Annotated in this window: 16 protein-coding genes and 1 tRNA gene; 3 read left to right on the top strand and 14 right to left on the bottom strand. The window is 62.6% G+C overall.

What is annotated here, in order from left to right:
* Nucleotides 1-440: 440 nt before the first annotated feature.
* A complete protein-coding gene (locus ACFFJ6_RS17810; RefSeq protein ID WP_378390246.1) occupies nt 441-833 on the top strand; it encodes a hypothetical protein in 393 nt (130 codons plus the stop codon).
* Nucleotides 834-845: 12 nt separating this feature from the next.
* Here ACFFJ6_RS17810 and ACFFJ6_RS17805 read toward each other — a convergent pair whose 3' ends face one another.
* The 3 genes from ACFFJ6_RS17805 to ACFFJ6_RS17795 all read right to left on the bottom strand — a co-directional run bounded on the left by ACFFJ6_RS17805 (nt 846) and on the right by ACFFJ6_RS17795 (nt 2,898).
* Entirely contained in the window at nt 846-2,051 is a 1,206-nt protein-coding gene (locus tag ACFFJ6_RS17805; RefSeq protein WP_378390244.1) for a hypothetical protein, read from the bottom strand.
* 181 nt (nt 2,052-2,232) lie between these two features.
* The gene (locus ACFFJ6_RS17800; protein ID WP_378390242.1) at nt 2,233-2,556 is read right to left on the bottom strand and encodes a hypothetical protein; all 324 of its coding nucleotides are present in this window, start codon (nt 2,554-2,556) and stop codon (nt 2,233-2,235) included.
* A gap of 156 nt (nt 2,557-2,712) precedes the next feature.
* A complete protein-coding gene (locus tag ACFFJ6_RS17795) occupies nt 2,713-2,898 on the bottom strand; it encodes a hypothetical protein (protein WP_378390240.1) in 186 nt (61 codons plus the stop codon).
* Between the two features lie 340 nt (nt 2,899-3,238).
* Here ACFFJ6_RS17795 and ACFFJ6_RS17790 point away from each other — a divergent pair, with 340 nt between their 5' ends.
* Entirely contained in the window at nt 3,239-3,463 is a 225-nt protein-coding gene (locus tag ACFFJ6_RS17790) for a hypothetical protein (RefSeq protein ID WP_378390238.1), read from the top strand.
* Nucleotides 3,464-3,471: 8 nt separating this feature from the next.
* On the opposite strand, the gene ACFFJ6_RS17785 is transcribed toward ACFFJ6_RS17790, so the two are convergent.
* The 11 genes from ACFFJ6_RS17785 to ACFFJ6_RS17735 form a co-directional block, all read right to left on the bottom strand.
* Complete coding sequence (locus tag ACFFJ6_RS17785; RefSeq protein ID WP_378390236.1) at nt 3,472-3,726, bottom strand: hypothetical protein; 255 nt, start codon at nt 3,724-3,726, stop codon at nt 3,472-3,474.
* 294 nt (nt 3,727-4,020) lie between these two features.
* Nucleotides 4,021-4,758 (bottom strand): metallophosphoesterase family protein, encoded by a 738-nt coding sequence (locus ACFFJ6_RS17780; RefSeq protein ID WP_378390234.1) that lies wholly within the window; start codon nt 4,756-4,758, stop codon nt 4,021-4,023.
* A 536-nt stretch (nt 4,759-5,294) separates the two neighbouring features.
* Nucleotides 5,295-5,858: a GNAT family N-acetyltransferase gene (locus ACFFJ6_RS17775; RefSeq protein WP_378390232.1), complete on the bottom strand. Its 564-nt coding sequence runs from the start codon at nt 5,856-5,858 to the stop codon at nt 5,295-5,297.
* Nucleotides 5,859-5,863: 5 nt separating this feature from the next.
* A complete protein-coding gene (locus ACFFJ6_RS17770; protein ID WP_378390229.1) occupies nt 5,864-8,221 on the bottom strand; it encodes an Orn/Lys/Arg family decarboxylase in 2,358 nt (785 codons plus the stop codon).
* A 267-nt stretch (nt 8,222-8,488) separates the two neighbouring features.
* Nucleotides 8,489-8,564: transfer RNA gene (locus ACFFJ6_RS17765), tRNA-Lys, on the bottom strand.
* A 164-nt stretch (nt 8,565-8,728) separates the two neighbouring features.
* Nucleotides 8,729-9,331: a Spy/CpxP family protein refolding chaperone gene (locus tag ACFFJ6_RS17760; protein WP_378390227.1), complete on the bottom strand. Its 603-nt coding sequence runs from the start codon at nt 9,329-9,331 to the stop codon at nt 8,729-8,731.
* Nucleotides 9,332-9,515: 184 nt separating this feature from the next.
* On the bottom strand, nt 9,516-10,841 hold the full coding sequence (locus ACFFJ6_RS17755) for a TRAP transporter large permease (RefSeq protein ID WP_378390225.1): 1,326 nt from the start codon (nt 10,839-10,841) through the stop codon (nt 9,516-9,518).
* Complete coding sequence (locus ACFFJ6_RS17750; protein ID WP_378390223.1) at nt 10,838-11,422, bottom strand: TRAP transporter small permease; 585 nt, start codon at nt 11,420-11,422, stop codon at nt 10,838-10,840. The genes ACFFJ6_RS17755 and ACFFJ6_RS17750 overlap by 4 nt, the downstream gene beginning before the upstream one ends.
* Before the next feature lie 128 nt (nt 11,423-11,550).
* Nucleotides 11,551-12,555: a TRAP transporter substrate-binding protein gene (locus ACFFJ6_RS17745; protein WP_378390221.1), complete on the bottom strand. Its 1,005-nt coding sequence runs from the start codon at nt 12,553-12,555 to the stop codon at nt 11,551-11,553.
* 206 nt (nt 12,556-12,761) lie between these two features.
* Nucleotides 12,762-14,336 (bottom strand): 2-isopropylmalate synthase, encoded by a 1,575-nt coding sequence (locus tag ACFFJ6_RS17740; protein ID WP_378390219.1) that lies wholly within the window; start codon nt 14,334-14,336, stop codon nt 12,762-12,764.
* A 108-nt stretch (nt 14,337-14,444) separates the two neighbouring features.
* Nucleotides 14,445-14,642, bottom strand: a complete 198-nt coding sequence (locus tag ACFFJ6_RS17735) for a hypothetical protein (RefSeq protein ID WP_378390217.1) — start codon at nt 14,640-14,642, stop codon at nt 14,445-14,447.
* A 246-nt stretch (nt 14,643-14,888) separates the two neighbouring features.
* On the opposite strand from ACFFJ6_RS17735, the gene bioB reads away from it, so the two are divergent.
* A complete protein-coding gene (gene bioB, locus ACFFJ6_RS17730) occupies nt 14,889-15,899 on the top strand; it encodes a biotin synthase BioB (RefSeq protein WP_378390215.1) in 1,011 nt (336 codons plus the stop codon).
* The last annotated feature ends 142 nt before the right edge of the window (nt 15,900-16,041 follow it).

The raw sequence follows: 16,041 nt of genomic DNA, 5'->3' as shown, positions 1-16,041 counted from the left end.
CCCCCCCCCCGCTGAACGCGCGCTCCTCGAAAAATGGGCTCCGCGAATGGAGATCGATCGATACCCGTTGGGCTCCGGCCAAATTAAATAATAAATAATTCTAAACAAAAATACTGCCGCGGAAGTTGGATTTCGCTCTTTCCCGCTGGCATCGTTGCCGGATTGGATTATTATAATGATGTTTAATCTGGAGGCCAGTGCAGTGGAGGTCGGGCGTTTCGCACGGATCGCGGTGGGAACCGCCGTTTTTATGGCGGGTTGTCTGGCTGCCTATCTCGCCGCGGCCTGTGTGATCTTTGGCACAATCGCCTGGAAATGGGTACGCAACGAGCCAGTCGGATAACGACAGGCCTGGGAAGCGACGCGTGGGATTTATCACAGCGGATCGCAGGGTCCCGTCGATCAACGCCCGGTGTGGCGACAGGAGCGTAGTCGAAGCCATGTTCAAGCTGTTCACGCGCAAGAAGCCGGACGCAATGTTCAGGGCGCGCGCGCCCGAACGCGATCATCGGTCGGATGCACTGCGGATCGCGTCAATCTCGGACAGCATCGAGGACGCTTTGCAGGCATCCCGAACGGAGCACGCCGGCTTGGAAAGACGGCTCAACGACGTGCTGGCTCGGGCAGCGATGACCCTCGGCAACGACGCGGACGAGTATCTCGACCGCGAACCCGCGAATACAGAACTTCAGAACGTATTCAGCTTCGAAATCGCCAACGGCGAGCGCCGGCTGCGCGATCTTGAGACGAATATCCGCCACTTCGAAGCACTGAAAGCGGCGCTCGAGGCCAGTTTTCCTCATCACAAGAATGCGATCGCCACGAATAGGTAGCGAACGCCGGGCTCAGCCGCCCGGACAAGGCATATAGAAGGTGCCGTTCGTCGCGTTGACTCGCTCGACGCACTGCTGTGGGGCGGTGATGGCGCCTGCAATCGATAGATCAAAAGCCTGGCCCTTGATCACCAGAATGTAACGTCCTGACGGCAACGGACGGTCATCGACCTCGGGCTGGATCAGCAGCATCTCGGATTGTCCATCGATCGGCGCAACTCGATAAGGGACCGAAATATTGCGGATGACCCAGGCGTCCGGCTCCCTTATTTCAGAAGACTTGACGTCGCGACGACTTGCTGAGGCGTTCCTCACTTTGGCCAGAACCCGCATCTGCACCGCGTCGGGCGCGTTGGGGACCAGATCGCGCCTGAACATCACGAAGCGCGGCTGTACGGACGCAATCTGTGCTTCGCTCGGCGCCGTGATCGCGGCCGAGATTGCGACCCGCAAGTCCGGCACACGGCCCGGCAACGCTTTCAATTCGACCAGCCGATCACCGTCGATGGCATAGACGCCAAAACTGGATGGCAACGGGAAGCCGGGCCCGGCCGGCTTGGACGGCAGGGGCGGTGCAGTTGAGGACGGAGGCGCAAGCGCCATATTAGCCGCTTCGGAACGGATCTGGACGCTTGTGTCTGCCGGCGCCGCCGCCAGCTCTTCCGCGATCGTGCTCTGCACTCGGCCCCAGTTGAGCGCGACCGCAGCGGCGCCCGCGATCAAGATCCCAATCAGGGCAAGCCGTCCAACGGCAGCAATGCTCGCAACTGGAAAGCTACCTCGAGATAGCTGTCGCACGCGTGCAGCGGAAAATGGGTCGGGAACTGTCTGCTCGTCGGAGCAATCCTCACCAGCGCCTTCGATCGGACGGGCCTGAAGAATTTTTCGGGCCGCAACGAATGGTGGAACGACGTCGTCCGGTTCAGCGAGCCGCGACAATGCCGATGGCCAGAGTGGCCGCGCGTCCCGCGGCTCGGAAAACGACTCAAGATTTTCGATAGCGCCATCGAAAGCAGCGGCCAACCGCTCGATGTCGCAGTCCTTTCGACCACGGAATTCTTCCCGCAGTTTCACCCTGGCCAGTTCGTAAATCGTATGGCGCAGCTGCGCCTGGTCGGCCTGGGCGGCGTCAATCAAGCGCGACAGCACCAGTGCAAAATGCACCGTCAGCGGATCCTCTGCGGCAGGAGATCGAAACTTTACAAGGTTCTCGAACATCGTGAAAACACTGCCTGGATCGGGGATGGCTCGGGCTCAGCCCGCAGCGCGGATTGATCCGGCTTTCGTGCCCTCAGAGATAAGCCCACTCAGGGCTGCTATAATTAAATAATCGCCACTCTGCGATCATTATTAAATTGTCCCAAGCACAGCTCAAGTGCTCGTGCCGGATTGCATCGCGCTAGTTCGCTGCTTCGGTCTCGAATTGCGGCCGCTCATGCCATTGCGTCACGTACGGCGCAAAGGAACGCCAACCGCAGGCGAACGTTTTGTCCGAGAGAGTGGCCGGACGAGCATCATGGCGCCAGGAGTTCACCATGCGGTTTCTCGCTGCCGTTGCGGCGTTCAATTTCGCGATCGGCGCATCGATCGCCTGCGCGCAAGGCGTCAAGGATCCGACAGTGGTCAACGGCCGAACCAGCTCCGAGGCACCGGCGTCGACGCCATCTCGGCCGACATCCACGCCGAATCTGGGGCCCCAGACGTCGCCGCTTCCGCTCGGCATCCGCCCGCCTCTTCGAGAGTACCGCAACTATAAGCATGACGGTCGCACGCGCGACCGCTAGCGCAGCAGCGTCCGAAACTACTCAGTCGGGGCCACGCGGATTGGGCGGTTTGATCGGCGCCGGGGCGTCTCGCCCGCCCGCCCGGCACCAGGGCCTCAATACGCGCGGCGCAACACCGGCTGGTTCGGCTCGGCGCACACGCGCTCCCAATACCAGCCATATTCGGTCTGGACCCGGACCAGCGGGCATCGGCGCCAGCCCGTGTATCCGTCCGGATACGGCCGCGCCCAGAACGAAGCCGGGACAACGTCTGAAGCGCCCACGCCAGTCATCGCCGACATCGCAGCACTCGCACAGGGTGGCGCGATGATCACAGCACCAAATGCGAAGATTCCGACAGCCACCAATTTCCGCACCATCAAATAGGCCCTTCCGCCATCAGCGTCGCCTCTCGCCGCGAGATCACCCAGCACATCGCGCCGGATGCGCGATGAGAGTATATTAAATCGTGAAAAAACGAAACGACGGGACGCGCGATACGTTTAAATTTTTCGTCATGGCTGCGGTGCGTCATCGCGGTCCGTGGGCGTTGCCAGATTTAATACTTGGACATCTAATTTAATATCTGGAGACAATGCCGACTTCCGATTATATTGGGCCCGATCGATCGGAGAACTTCAGTTGCTGCGAACTGCGTTGATTTTGTCGGCCATAGCGATCGCCGCGACCGCCCACGCTCAGGGCGTCAAGCAGGCTTCCACCTCGGGGGCCGTCAGGCCGACCGGACAGACCGCCCAGCCATCGCGTCCGACCGCGATCAGGACTATTCCGACCATCGCCCTGCCGCCCGGCAAGGCGATTCAACGAACCTATCGGGATGGCAAACTGCAATCCAGTACGCGCTAAATCCGAATTTACTTGGGCGTTTTTGCCTCGGCAGAGGACGGAGGCGTCAACTCGCCATTTTTGTCGATGCAATCGCGCCGAAACTTTTCACGGGCTTCGACGCCCGACATCGTTCCGACCCGTTGATTTGGAAATGCGAGAAGCGCGGCGGATTGGCATTTCTTGGCCACCTCCGCCGATATGGCCGAAGCGGGCGACACCGCCATCAGCCCCCAAAGAGTCGCCGTGACGAGCGACAGCACAAAACCAAACATCCGTGCCAAAGACGTTCCCCCTCTTGCCCCGCATATTAGCAACACAGGAGCGGTCGGAACGCAATTCGTCTCAGAATTAAATGTGACGAGAGTAACGCAAGCTACCCGGCGGATTTAAATTCGTGCCTGCCGCGCTCAATTCGCCCCTGCCCTCCACCACCCGCGCATTGAGCTCGGGCGCCCAAGCAGACCTGCAGCACGGCTCCGCAATTTCGGGAGGCAAGCGCCCGGGCTGCTGCCGTTGCCGAACCTTTGCGCGATGGATGTCCGGAAGGCGTGATCGGTCGGGCCGGGCCACCGCTTTCAGATCGCCATCATCTGGTCGTCCTGCATGGCCAGCAGGGTCAGCTTCCCCGTTGCATAGGCCCCGGTGTCGATATTGATGCGGTTCGGGCGAATTTCCGGCTCCGCGACGGGGGTGTGCCCGTGAACGACGTATTTGCCGAAATCGGCCGTGCTGCTCAGAAACTCATCGCGGATCCAGAGCAGGTCCTGATCGCGCTGTGCCTCCAACGCGACGCCGGGCCGTACGCCAGCATGGACGAAGAAATAATCGCCAAAAATGAGCGAGGAATGCAGGCCTCGCAGAAAGGCCAAATGCCCGTCCGGCATCGCAGCCGCGAGCCCCGCCACCAGATCTGCCTGCTCGCCCGGCCCCGGGTTGACGCTCGGACGTAGTCCGTAAGACAACAGCGTCGGCAGCCCGCCGAACAACCGCCAGTCGGCGAGCTTGCGTGGCTCCGCCAAAACATCGAGCATGAAGGCTTCGTGATTACCCTTGAGGCACACCACCTCGCGGCTGCTTTGCCGTTCGATCAACAGATCGAGCACGCCGCGCGAGTTCGGGCCGCGATCGACATAATCGCCCAAATAGATCTCGATGGCCCGCGCGACTGGCCGCTTGCCAAGATCGGCTTCGATGGCATCGAAGTTGCGCATCAGCAGGTCCGCGCGGCCGTGAATGTCGCCGACCGCGTAAATCCGCACGCCGGATGGAAGGCGCGGCTTGGGAAGGCTTGATCTAAATCGGAGAAGGGCCATAACGTCGAGTTTACAGCACGGCCGCGACCAGATCGAATGCCAACTGGGGCTGGAGCGAAGCGGATATCGCCCCGGCACTCGCCGGGCGAAGTCGTACGATATTCGCAGAACCGGCGCCGACGGCCAAACTGCGCATCATCTTAGTCGTGCCTTCTTCCAGCGCTCGGCCCCTGATGGCTGCTGATGCGAGGCCTCGACCGTTCAAGCCCGTTTCGAACATCAAGGTGCTGCGCCGAGTACCCGGCTGTGCTGATTGATCGTGGTGTTTTTGTGCCTTCGCCGTCTCCTCCCCGCACATCTGTCTGACGCGCGCTGGAGAAGATTCGCGACGAACGGCTTCTAAAGCGCGACTGCTTGCAGCCGGCGAGCGCTTCGGTCGCGATTGCCAACCTGCGACGCGACAGGCGCGGCGCCCCTGCGGCATCACAATGCTTAGCGCGGATCGGAAGCCAGGAACTGGCAAGGATGTGGACGAGTGCGAAACAGCTGGCCCGCTTGGACATGCTGTAAGCGGTCGATCGGTTTCGCCTTCGCCTTCACATAATCGGCGGCGTTGTCGCACCCGCGCCGAGTGAACGCTGCACCATCACGGTGTCGGCCCAGCGGCCGAAGCGATACGCAACGCCCGGTAGCCGTCCAACCGTTGCGAAACCGAAGCTCTCATGCAAGCCGAGCGACGCCGTATTATCCGCATCAATGTAGCCGATCATCTGCCGGAAACCTGCTGCCGCGCAGGCGTCGATCAATTCGTGCATCAGGCATCGGCCGAGACCGCAGCCCAGGTGGTCCGGATGCACATAGATCGAATGCTTGACCGTGTGCCGATAAGCCGGGCGTTTGCGGAACAGCACCACGTAAGCATATCCGACGACGACATCCCCGCGGATCGCCACCAGATGCGGGAAGCGACGATTGCGCAGGTTCTTACGCCGCTCCTTGAGGTCGTCGGGCTGCGGCGTGCCATTGTCGTCGATCCCCTCGTCGAGACCACGTCGGATGTAGTAACGATAGATGTCGAGCATCGCTTCGACGTCGCCGTCGTGCGACGGACGGATCAGGATCGGCAAGGCGCTATCCACGACAACTCCCGGATACGGCATACAAATTATTCGGCCACCACATAGGTGTAGAGACGGATGCGTCCCGCCTCATCGAACTCGCGATAGACGCCCTGGATTTCCACCTCGAAGCCCGGGAACTGATTGAAGCTCTGCTCGAACATCTGCAGATAGTCGAGCATCGGCTTCGCGCGCTCGCTCAGCCGTTCACCCGGAACGATGGTCGCGATCCCCGGCGGATAGACCACGAAAGGCGTCGTGGCGATCCGGCCGGCAATCTGGCTGATCGGCAAATAGTCGACGTCGTTACGCACGAGGCAACGCGCGGCATCGCGCGGCGACATCGCGATCTCGGGGAGATGATCGGGAAGAAATTGCTTGGCCTGCAGGCCGCTGACGTCGGCGTCCCGGAAAAACCGGTGCATTTGGCCGCACAGATCGCGTAGCCGGACGCCGGCGTAGCGCGTCGGCCGGCGCCGACAGAATTCCGGGATGACGTCTTCAAGCGGCGCGTTGTCGTCGTGCAGCTTCTTGAAGGCGACGAGGCCGCTGATGAGCGTGCCGGCCTTGCTCGCCTCGACGCCCGGCGTCAGCAGAAAGAGCAGCGAGTTGAGATCATTCTTCTCCGGCACGATACGGTTCTCGCGCAGATATTGCGCCACCACCGGGGCAGGGATGCCGTGCTCGGCATAGCGGCCGGTCGCGCGGTCGAAGCCGGGCGTAAGCAGCGTCAGTTTGTTCGGATCGGTCATGACGAAGCCCGGCGTCATGTTCGCGAATCCGTGCCAACTCGCATCCGGCGCGATCTGCCAGAACGCCGGGTGGGTCGCGAGTTGATCGGTGCTCACCGCCTCCCAGGCGACATCGTGCACCCCACCCTCGCGTGCGGCGTCGGCGATCGTCACACGGTCCGGCACGAAAGGATCGAAGAACCAGCGCCGGTCCGGCCTCGCCTCTTTCTCCTCGAATTCGCGCCGCACCGCGCGGATCTTCTTGCGCAGCTCGATGCCGAGCCGGATCGTGTCGTCCCACAGCACCTCACCAGAGCGTCCCTTCATCATCTGCGCGCCGACGTCGAGCGATGCGAACAGCGGATAGAACGGCGAGGTCGAGGCGTGCTGCATGAAGCTTTCGTTGAAGCGCCGGTGTTCGACGCGCCGCTTCTGACCGCGGATGTGGCGGTCCTTGATGTGGATCTGCGAGGCCTGTGAAAAGCTGGCGAGTTGCTTGTGGGTGGACTGCGTCGCGATGATCCCGGGCGCGTCATCGCCGAGATCCGCCAACCCCATGGCGAAGCGGCCGGCAAACAGCGGATGAAACTTCATGAAGCCGGCCCAGGCTTCGTCGAACAGGATGTAGTCGCACAGGTGCCCGATGCGGCGCAGGATCATCTCGGCGCTGTGGATGGTGCCGTCATAGGTGCACTGCTCGACCACCGCGACCCGGAAGGGCCGCGGCTTGCGCCACGCGTCCGGGTCCTTGACCAGCGGATGAGTGCGGATGCGCTCGCGCAGCGCGGTCTCGTCGAGTGCGTCCCAGGCCATCGGCCCGATCAGCCCCCAGGCATTGCGGACAGTCGGCACATAGACGGGGATGCCGCCTGCGACCATCAGTGCGCCGTGATGCGCTGCCTTGTGATTGTTGCGATCGAACAGGACGAGATCGCCGTCGGTGACCAGCGCGCCGAGCGCGACCTTGTTCGAGCTCGAGGTGCCGTTGAGCACGAAGTACGTCTTCTCGGCGCCGAAGATCTGCGCCGCCTCCTGCTGCGCGCGCAGCGCCGGCCCTTCGTGTGTCAGCAGGTCGCCAAGGTCGAGCACCGAATTGTCGAGGTCGTCGCGAAACACTGCTTCGCCGAGATGCTCGATGAACACGCGGCCGATGGGACTGCGGCTGTAGAACATGCCGCCGTTGTGGCCCGGACAGGTCCAAAGCTGATTGCCTTCCTCCGCGTAGTCGACCAGCGCGCCAAAGAACGGAGTCTTCAGCGTGTCGGCGTATTGCTTCAGCCGGCTGATCAGATTGCGCGCGATGAAGGTGGGGGTCTCTTCGGACAGGAACACATAACCATCGATGAAATCGAGCACCTCGACCGGCACTTCCTCGAACCGCTTGCGACGGATCAGCAGGACGATCGGGAAGTCGAGGCCGCGCCGACGCATCAGATTGATCAGCGCGGCTGTCTTGCCCTCGAGGCCCTTCTTGCCCCAGTCGACCACCATGCAGCCGATCGCTGCATCGGTCTGTACAGCGATCTCGGCATCTTCAAGCTTGCGCGCCTTGACGATCTCGAAACCTGACCGCTCGATCTCGGCGACGATCTGGTTGAACCGCAGCCCTTCGAGATCATCCGCGTCGAAGGTGGGAGCCGAGAACAGGAAGGTGAAGCGCCTGAAATAGTCCATGAGGATATCCGGTTGATTGCCGGACACTCTCTCGCTGCGTTGTGTGACAGTGTGGTGACATGGGACGGACCGCTCACGTCTGATTTCTTGGCAGAAACGTGCGGTCGCCGCGCAGTGGCGAACCGCCGCGCATCGATCCGCAGACGGCATCGGTCAAAAGAAGTTCTGAGATCAAAGCAACCGCGATGGCACGTGCCAAAACGCGAAATCGGGACACCACCGGTGCCTGCCCTTGATCATCGAATTATAGGACTTCAAGGAAGGACTTGGTGGGCGCACCAGGGCTCGAACCTGGGACCCGCTGATTAAGAGTCAGCTGCTCTACCAACTGAGCTATGCGCCCCCGAACCGATCAGAGTTTCCGCTCGGGACGGCTGCGTTTAGCAAAGCGGATCGGAGATGTCCAGCAAGCCAGACGACATTTTTACGTCATTCTGGATTTCTTGTGGACCGGAGAAAACCGCCGGCAATCCGGCGGTTTCCAGGCCGATTGCTCTGCCGACGAGACTAAAGCCGGCGCGGGCCGGGTCCGTCGTCGTCGCGGTCGTCCATCATGCCGGGGCCTCCCGGACCACGGTCGCGGTTCCAGCGCGGACCGCGATCATCGTCATCGCGGTGCATCCGCGGATGGTGGTGTGGACCGCGGCCCCATCCGCCTTCGAAACGGGTCAGAACCCGCAGGCGGCGCTTCTGGCCCTCGTCCAGCGACTTGTAGAGCGGGTCCGCAGCGTCGGCGATCTTCTTCATCGCCGCAGCGCTCTCGGCCATCCGGTCGGCGCGGTCGCGCAGCCGCGCCACCGGATCGACAGCCTTGCTGTCGCGATCGTCGTCGCGCGCCTTCATCCGCGCCTCGGCGCGGTCGATCCGCAACTTGGCGAAGTCTTTCACTGCGGCCTCGAGCGGTGGCCACAGCTTTTCCTGATCGGGGGTGAGCTTGAGCCCCGCATGCACCGCCGCGATCCGCGCATCGGCGAAGGCGGCGCGATCCTCCGCGCTGGCCCAGGGGCGATGATCGCGGTGTTGGTCGAACCAGCCGTGATGCTGGGCATAGGCAGCCGAGGAGCCGGCGAGAGCCAGCACGGTCGCGCCGGCGAGCAAAACCTTCTTCATGGAAACCTCCTTGCAAAGGTCTCCCGAAGATGAGGTCGCCGCCCTGCCCGATCAACTTACGCTTTGGACAGAAAGCGGAAGATGACCAAGATGTCATCTTCACGCAGTGTTACTTATCGTGCCCGGCGTTTCGCCGCGTATCAACGTGTTGCTAACTCGCATTCACCACACGTTCATACCGTCCTCACAACATGCCGAGCATCCGCGGCAGCCACAGCGAGATTTCCGGCACGTAGGTGACGACGCCGAGGAACGCGATCATCGTCAGCAGCCACGGCATTACCGCGATGGTGAGCTCGGTGATGCCCATCTTGGCGATGCCGGATGCCACGTACAGGTTGAGGCCAACGGGCGGGTGGCACATGCCGACCTCCATGTTGACCACCATCAGGATGCCGAGATGCACCGGGTGGATGCCGAGCTTGACGGCGACCGGGAACAGGATCGGCGCCATGATCAGCACGATCGAGGTGGCCTCCATGACGTTGCCGGCGAGCAGAAGAAGAACGTTCACCACCAGCAGGAACACGATCCAGTTGACGCCGGCGGTCGACATCCAGTTGGCGATCTGCTGCGGAATGTTCTCGTTGGCCATCAGGAAGGAGAACAGCACCGCATTGGTGATGATGTAGAGGATCATCGCGCTCATGTTCGCAGAGCCGAGCAGCACCTTCGGCACGTCTCTGAGCGACAGATCGCGATACACGAACACCGCGATCACGAATGCATAGACCGCGCTGATCGCTGCCGCCTCGGTCGGCGTGAACCAGCCGGCATAGATGCCGCCGAGCACGATCGCGATCAGTAGCAATCCCCAGATACACTTGCGGAACGCCACGAAGCTCTCGCCCCAGGTGGCGCGCGGCAGCCGCGGGTAGTCGTTCTTCCAGGCGCGATAGAACGTCGTGAAGCCGAGCAGCGTCGCCAGCATGATGCCGGGGATCACGCCCGCCATGAACAATTGACCGACCGAAGCCGACGACACGCGGTTGCCGGCCGGATCGAGCGCGATCGAGCCGCCGGTTGCCACTGAATACACCACCATCACGATCGACGGCGGAATCAGGATGCCGAGCGCACCCGAGGTGGTGATGACGCCGGCACCGAACCGCTTCGGGAAGCCCTGCTTGACCATCGCCGGCAGCATGATGGAGCCGATCGCGATCACGGTCGCCGGCGACGAGCCGGACACCGCCGCGAACAGCGCGCAGGCCATGACGCCGGCAAGGCCGAGGCCGCCGTGCCAGTGCCCGACCATGGTGGTGGCGAAGTTGATCATGCGCCGCGCCACGCCGCCATGGGTGAGGAAATTGCCGGCAAGGATGAAGAACGGGATCGCCATGATCTCGAAGTTCTCGATGCCGGTGAACAGCTTCAACGACACCGCTTCGACCGGCACGTTGGTGAACAGGAATACGAACGACAGCACGGTGAGACCGAGCGCGATAGAGATCGGCATGCCGGTCAGCATTAGCACGATCAGCAGCGAGAAGATCAGCGCGGTGTTCATCGCACCGCCTCCGCCGCTGCCGCCGCCGACCCGGGCATATGCGGCTCGTCGATACCTTCGACGTGGCTGTGGTCGTGATGCGGCAGATGATCGTGACGCACGTAGTGATACGCCACCTGCAGAAAGCGGAAGCACATCAGATACGAGCCCAGCGGAATGCACAGATAGACGATCCAGCTCGGGATCTCGAGATCCGGCGAGGTCTGGTTGGTGTCGATCAGGCCGTAGACGAACTTGGCGCCCATCGTGCCGATGATTGAGGTGAACAGCGCGCCGCAGAACAGGCCGAACAGGATCGTCGCCTTGCGCACGCGCGGCTGCATCACATTGACCAGCACATCGACGCCGACATGGATGCCGGTGCGCACGCCGTAGGCGGCCCCGAACTTCGCCATCCACACGAACATGTAGATGCACAGCTCCTGCGCCCAGGACAGGTCGATCGGAAACAGGATCGGATAGAACAGCGGGATCCCGACCAGATAGCGGTGCATCACCGCGACGAAGATCAGCAGCGTGGCGCCGCCGATCATGGTCGCGATCAGGATCTCCTCAAGTCTGTCGAGGATGCGCATGAACATTCTTCTCCCCCCAAATCGATCGGCCGCCCGGGTCGGACCCGTCGGCGGCCGTTATTGGTGCCGGACGCGGTGCATCCGGAAATACAACGGGCGCCAGCGCTTGTCGACGCGGGCGCCCCGATGCAAGCCTAGTTGGTCGGGCCGCCGCCGCTTTCCTTGAGGAATTCGGCGATCAACGCCTTGCCGACGCGGCCACCGACGTCATCATAGACCGGCGCCATCGCCTTGCGCATAGCGGCGTTCTGCTCGGGCGTCAGCATGATGATCTCGGTCTTGCCGGACTTCTTCATTTCCTGGAGCGCGTCTTCGTTTTCCTTCTGCGACTGGTTGTTGCCGAACTCGGTCGCTTCCGCCATCGCCTTGTCGAGCTGCGCGCGGGTGTCGGCCGGAATGCCGTCCCAGAACTTCTTGTTCACGATCACCGCGTAGCCGATATAGCCGTGATTGGTCACGGTGGTGTACTTCTGCACCTCGTGCATCTTCTGCGTGTACATGTTCGACGGAGTATTCTCCTGGCCGTCGACGACACCGGTCTGCAGCGCCTGATACACTTCCGAGAACGCCATCACCTGCGGGATCGCGCCGAGCGAGCGGAACTGCGCGTCGAGCACCTTCGACGACTGGATGCGGAATTTCAGGCCCTTGTAGTCGGCCGGCTCGATCAGCTTCTTGTTGGCGCTCATGATCTTGAAGCCGTTGTCCCAATACGCCAGGCCGGTGATGCCCTTGGCGTCGAGCAGCTTGAACAGCTTGGCACCGACCGGGCCGTTGGTCACCTTGCGCAGCGCCGCGATGTCCGGAAGGATATACGGCAGGTCGAATACCTCGAATTCCTTGACACCGGCCGGGCCGAACTTCGAGATCGAGGGCGCGAGCATTTGAACCGCGCCGAGTTGCAGCGCGTCGAGTTCTTCCTTGTCCTTGTACAGCTGCGAGTTCGGATAGACTTCGACCTTGACCTTGCCGTCGGTGTACTTCTCGGCAAGTTCCTTGAACTTGTCGGCGGCGAGGCCTTTCGGCGTGTTCGGCGCCACGACGTGGCTGAACTTGATGACGATCGGCGACTGCGCCGCGGCGGGGCCGATCAGGGCCAGCAACGCGACCGAGGCCGCGGACAGGATCAGCTTACGCATGGGACTTCCCCCTCGATTTTTGTGGGTGCGCGGAAACGCACGGGCTCCTGTCCCCCTTACAGAGACTCCGACCTAAAAGCCATTGTCGTTTCGGAGGGGCCGGGTTCGGGTGACGGTTCGCGCCGGTGTCATGCTGTGCTGCAAACAAAAACGCAGCGCCGAAGCGCTGCGTTTGATGGCGTACCAATCGTGGTCGCGGCCGGGCGTCAGCCGGCGATGGCGACCGACGGAGCGTCCTCGCGGATGTCGCGCTTGCGCTTGGCGACGATCTTGTTGAGCGCGCCCAGATAGGCCTTGGCCGACGCGACCAGCGTATCGGGATCGGCGGCGCGCGCGGTCATCGAGCGGCCCTCGTGCGACAGCCGCACGGAGACTTCCGCCTGCGCGTCCGTGCCTTCGGTGACGGCGTGGACCTGATACAGCTCCAGCTTGGCCTCGTGCGGCACCAGCGCCTTGATGCAGTTGAACACCGCATCGACCGGGCCGTTGCCTTCAGCTTCCTCGATCCGGACCTGGCCGTCGACGTCGAGCTTCATCGTCGCGCGCTGCGGGCCGTGAGTGCCGGCGATCACCGTCAGCGAGGTCAGCTTGATCTGGTCCTGGCCGTGCGTCATTTGTTCGTCGACCAGCGCCTCGATGTCCTCGTCGTAGACGTCCTTCTTGCGGTCGGCCAAGGCCTTGAACCGCACGAAGACGTCTTCGATCTGGTTGCGCGACAACTTGTAACCCAACTCTTCCAGCTTGTGGATCAAGCCGGCGCGGCCGGAATGCTTGCCCATTACCAGCGAGGTGCCCTTCACACCCACCGTCTCCGGCGTCATGATCTCGTAGGTCTGGGCGTTCTTGATCATGCCGTCCTGATGGATGCCGCTCTCGTGCGCGAAGGCGTTCCGGCCGACGATCGCCTTGTTGTACTGCACCGGGAACGAGGTCGCAGCCGACACCGTCTTGGAGGCGTGGGTCAGCATCGTGGTCTCGATGTTGTTCCAGTAGGGCAGCTTGTCCTGTCGGACGCGCATCGCCATCACGATCTCTTCCAGAGCCGCGTTGCCGGCGCGCTCGCCGATGCCGTTGATGGTGCATTCGATCTGCCGCGCGCCGCCGGCGACGCCGGCCATCGAGTTGGCGACGGCCATGCCGAGGTCGTTGTGGCAGTGCACCGAAAACCGCGCCTTGTCGGAATTCGGCACGGTCTCGCGCACCTTGCGGAACATCTCGCGATACTCCTCCGGCACCGAATAGCCGACCGTGTCCGGCAGGTTGATGGTGGTGGCGCCGGCCTTGATCGCCGCCTCGATGCAGCGGCACAGGAAGTCGAACTCGGTGCGGGTGGCGTCCTCGGCCGACCACTCGACGTCGTCGGTGTGGTTGCGCGCGCGCGTCACCGACGAGATCACCATCTCGTACACTTGAGCCGCTTCCATCTGCAGCTTGTACTTCATGTGCACCGGCGAGGTGGACAGGAAGGTGTGGATTCGGCCGCGCTCGGCCGGCTTGATCGCCTCGGCGCAGCGGTCGATGTCCTTGTGGGCCGCGCGCGACAAGCCGCAGATCACCGAATTCTTCGAGCGCTTGGCGATCTCGTGCACCGCCTCGAAGTCACCGTCTGAGGCGAATGGGTAACCGGCCTCGATGACGTCGACGCCCATGTCGTCGAGCATCTTGGCGACGTTCAGCTTCTCCTCGAACGTCATGGTGGCGCCGGGGCACTGCTCGCCGTCACGCAAGGTGGTGTCAAAAATGATGACGCGGTCCTGCTCGGACTTCGAAGTCGTGGTCATGAAAGAATTCCTTGGTTCGGAGCGCCGTCTCGACGGAGAATTCGGCGCGATTGGGTCTGGCATTCTTGCGATCCCCTGAGTGCCCAGGCGCATGCGCCCAGACGGCCCTCAGGGGCGAATAAGCAGAAGCAGCCCGCCAAGCGCGAGGGTGATCAGCGCGAGGGTCTGAAGCGCGGCCTGACCGATCGGCGCAGCCGGAATCGCGGGCGCGGCGATTGCCGCCGTCCCCTGCATTCCAGCCTTGTTGCCGCGAATCGCCATATCCGACACCTTGAGGTCCTTATCGTGCGCGATAAACACTGACACGACAACCCTTGAAGCTAGGTTGACGAAAGAGAGTTGACGCAAGTCGCCGACGGACCGGACAGATATCCTTCTAGACGACCTCGCAGAGGGTTCGCAACGGCAAATGATGGGCAAAATCCGCGAAAAAGCGTCAGAAATCCTGACCTAAACCATCGTCGGCCCGCCCCTGCGCCGGGGCGGGTTTCCTCGCTTGGCGAAACCCCTTATGGCTTTGCGCAAGCTGACACACAGCATGGAGCGACCGCGTTGAACTCGATCGATATGGCCTCTCTGGCCGCCGCCACCCCGACCCTGCGCCACGACTGGACCCGGGAGGAAGCCGCCGAGATCTATAATTCGCCTTTCGCCGATCTGATCTTCCGGGCGCAGACGATCCATCGCCAGAGCTTCGACGCGAACGCGGTGCAGTGCAATCAGTTGCTCAACGTCAAGACCGGCGGCTGCGCCGAGGATTGCGGCTATTGCAGCCAGTCGGCGCATCACGACACCGCCCTGCCCGCCTCCAAGCTGATGGACCCGAAGAAGGTGATCGAAGGCGCCAAGGCGGCGCGCGACGCCGGCGCGACCCGCTACTGCATGGGCGCGGCGTGGCGCTCGCCGAAGGAGCGCGACATGGCGCCGATCATCGAGATGGTGAAGGGCGTCAAGGCCCTCGGCATGGAAGCCTGCATGACGCTCGGCATGCTGAGCGACGATCAGGCCAAGCAACTCGCCGACGCCGGCCTCGATTACTACAACCACAACGTCGACACCTCCGAGGAGTTCTATGCCTCCGTGGTGAAGACGCGCAGCTACGGCGATCGTCTCGATACGCTGGCGAAGGTGCACGACGCGGGCATCAAGGTGTGCTGCGGCGGCATCCTCGGCCTCGGCGAGAAGCCGACCGACCGCGTCGAGATGCTTCGCACGCTGGCCAACCTGCCGCAGCATCCGGAGAGCGTACCGATCAACATGCTGATCCCGATCGAAGGCACGCCGATCGCCAAGACCGCGACGCCGGTCGACCCATTCGAATTCGTCCGCACCATCGCGCTGGCACGCATCATGATGCCGAAGTCCGACGTCCGCCTCGCCGCCGGCCGCACCGCGATGAGTGACGAGATGCAGGCACTCTGCTTTTTGGCCGGCGCCAACTCGATCTTCATCGGCGACACCCTGCTGACCACGCCGAACCCCGGCGACAGCAAGGACCGCGCGTTGTTCGCCCGCCTCGGCATCACGGCGCGCGACGACCTCGGCGTGCACGGGCACGGCTGAGGCGCGGCGACGCCCCACACCCACCGCCGTCATGGCCGGGCTTCGACCCGGCCATCCACGGACGCAGGCACTGAGCGTGTGGAAAGACGTGGATGGCCGGGACAAGTGTTCAGCCCGGAGACATAGTCGACGCCTGTTCGGA

The organism is Rhodopseudomonas telluris (genome assembly GCF_042432815.1).
GTDB classification, from domain to species: Bacteria; Pseudomonadota; Alphaproteobacteria; order Rhizobiales; family Xanthobacteraceae; genus Rhodopseudomonas; species Rhodopseudomonas telluris.
Note: the sequence above shows the minus strand (reverse complement) of the source record. Positions and strands in the feature narration are given on the sequence as shown.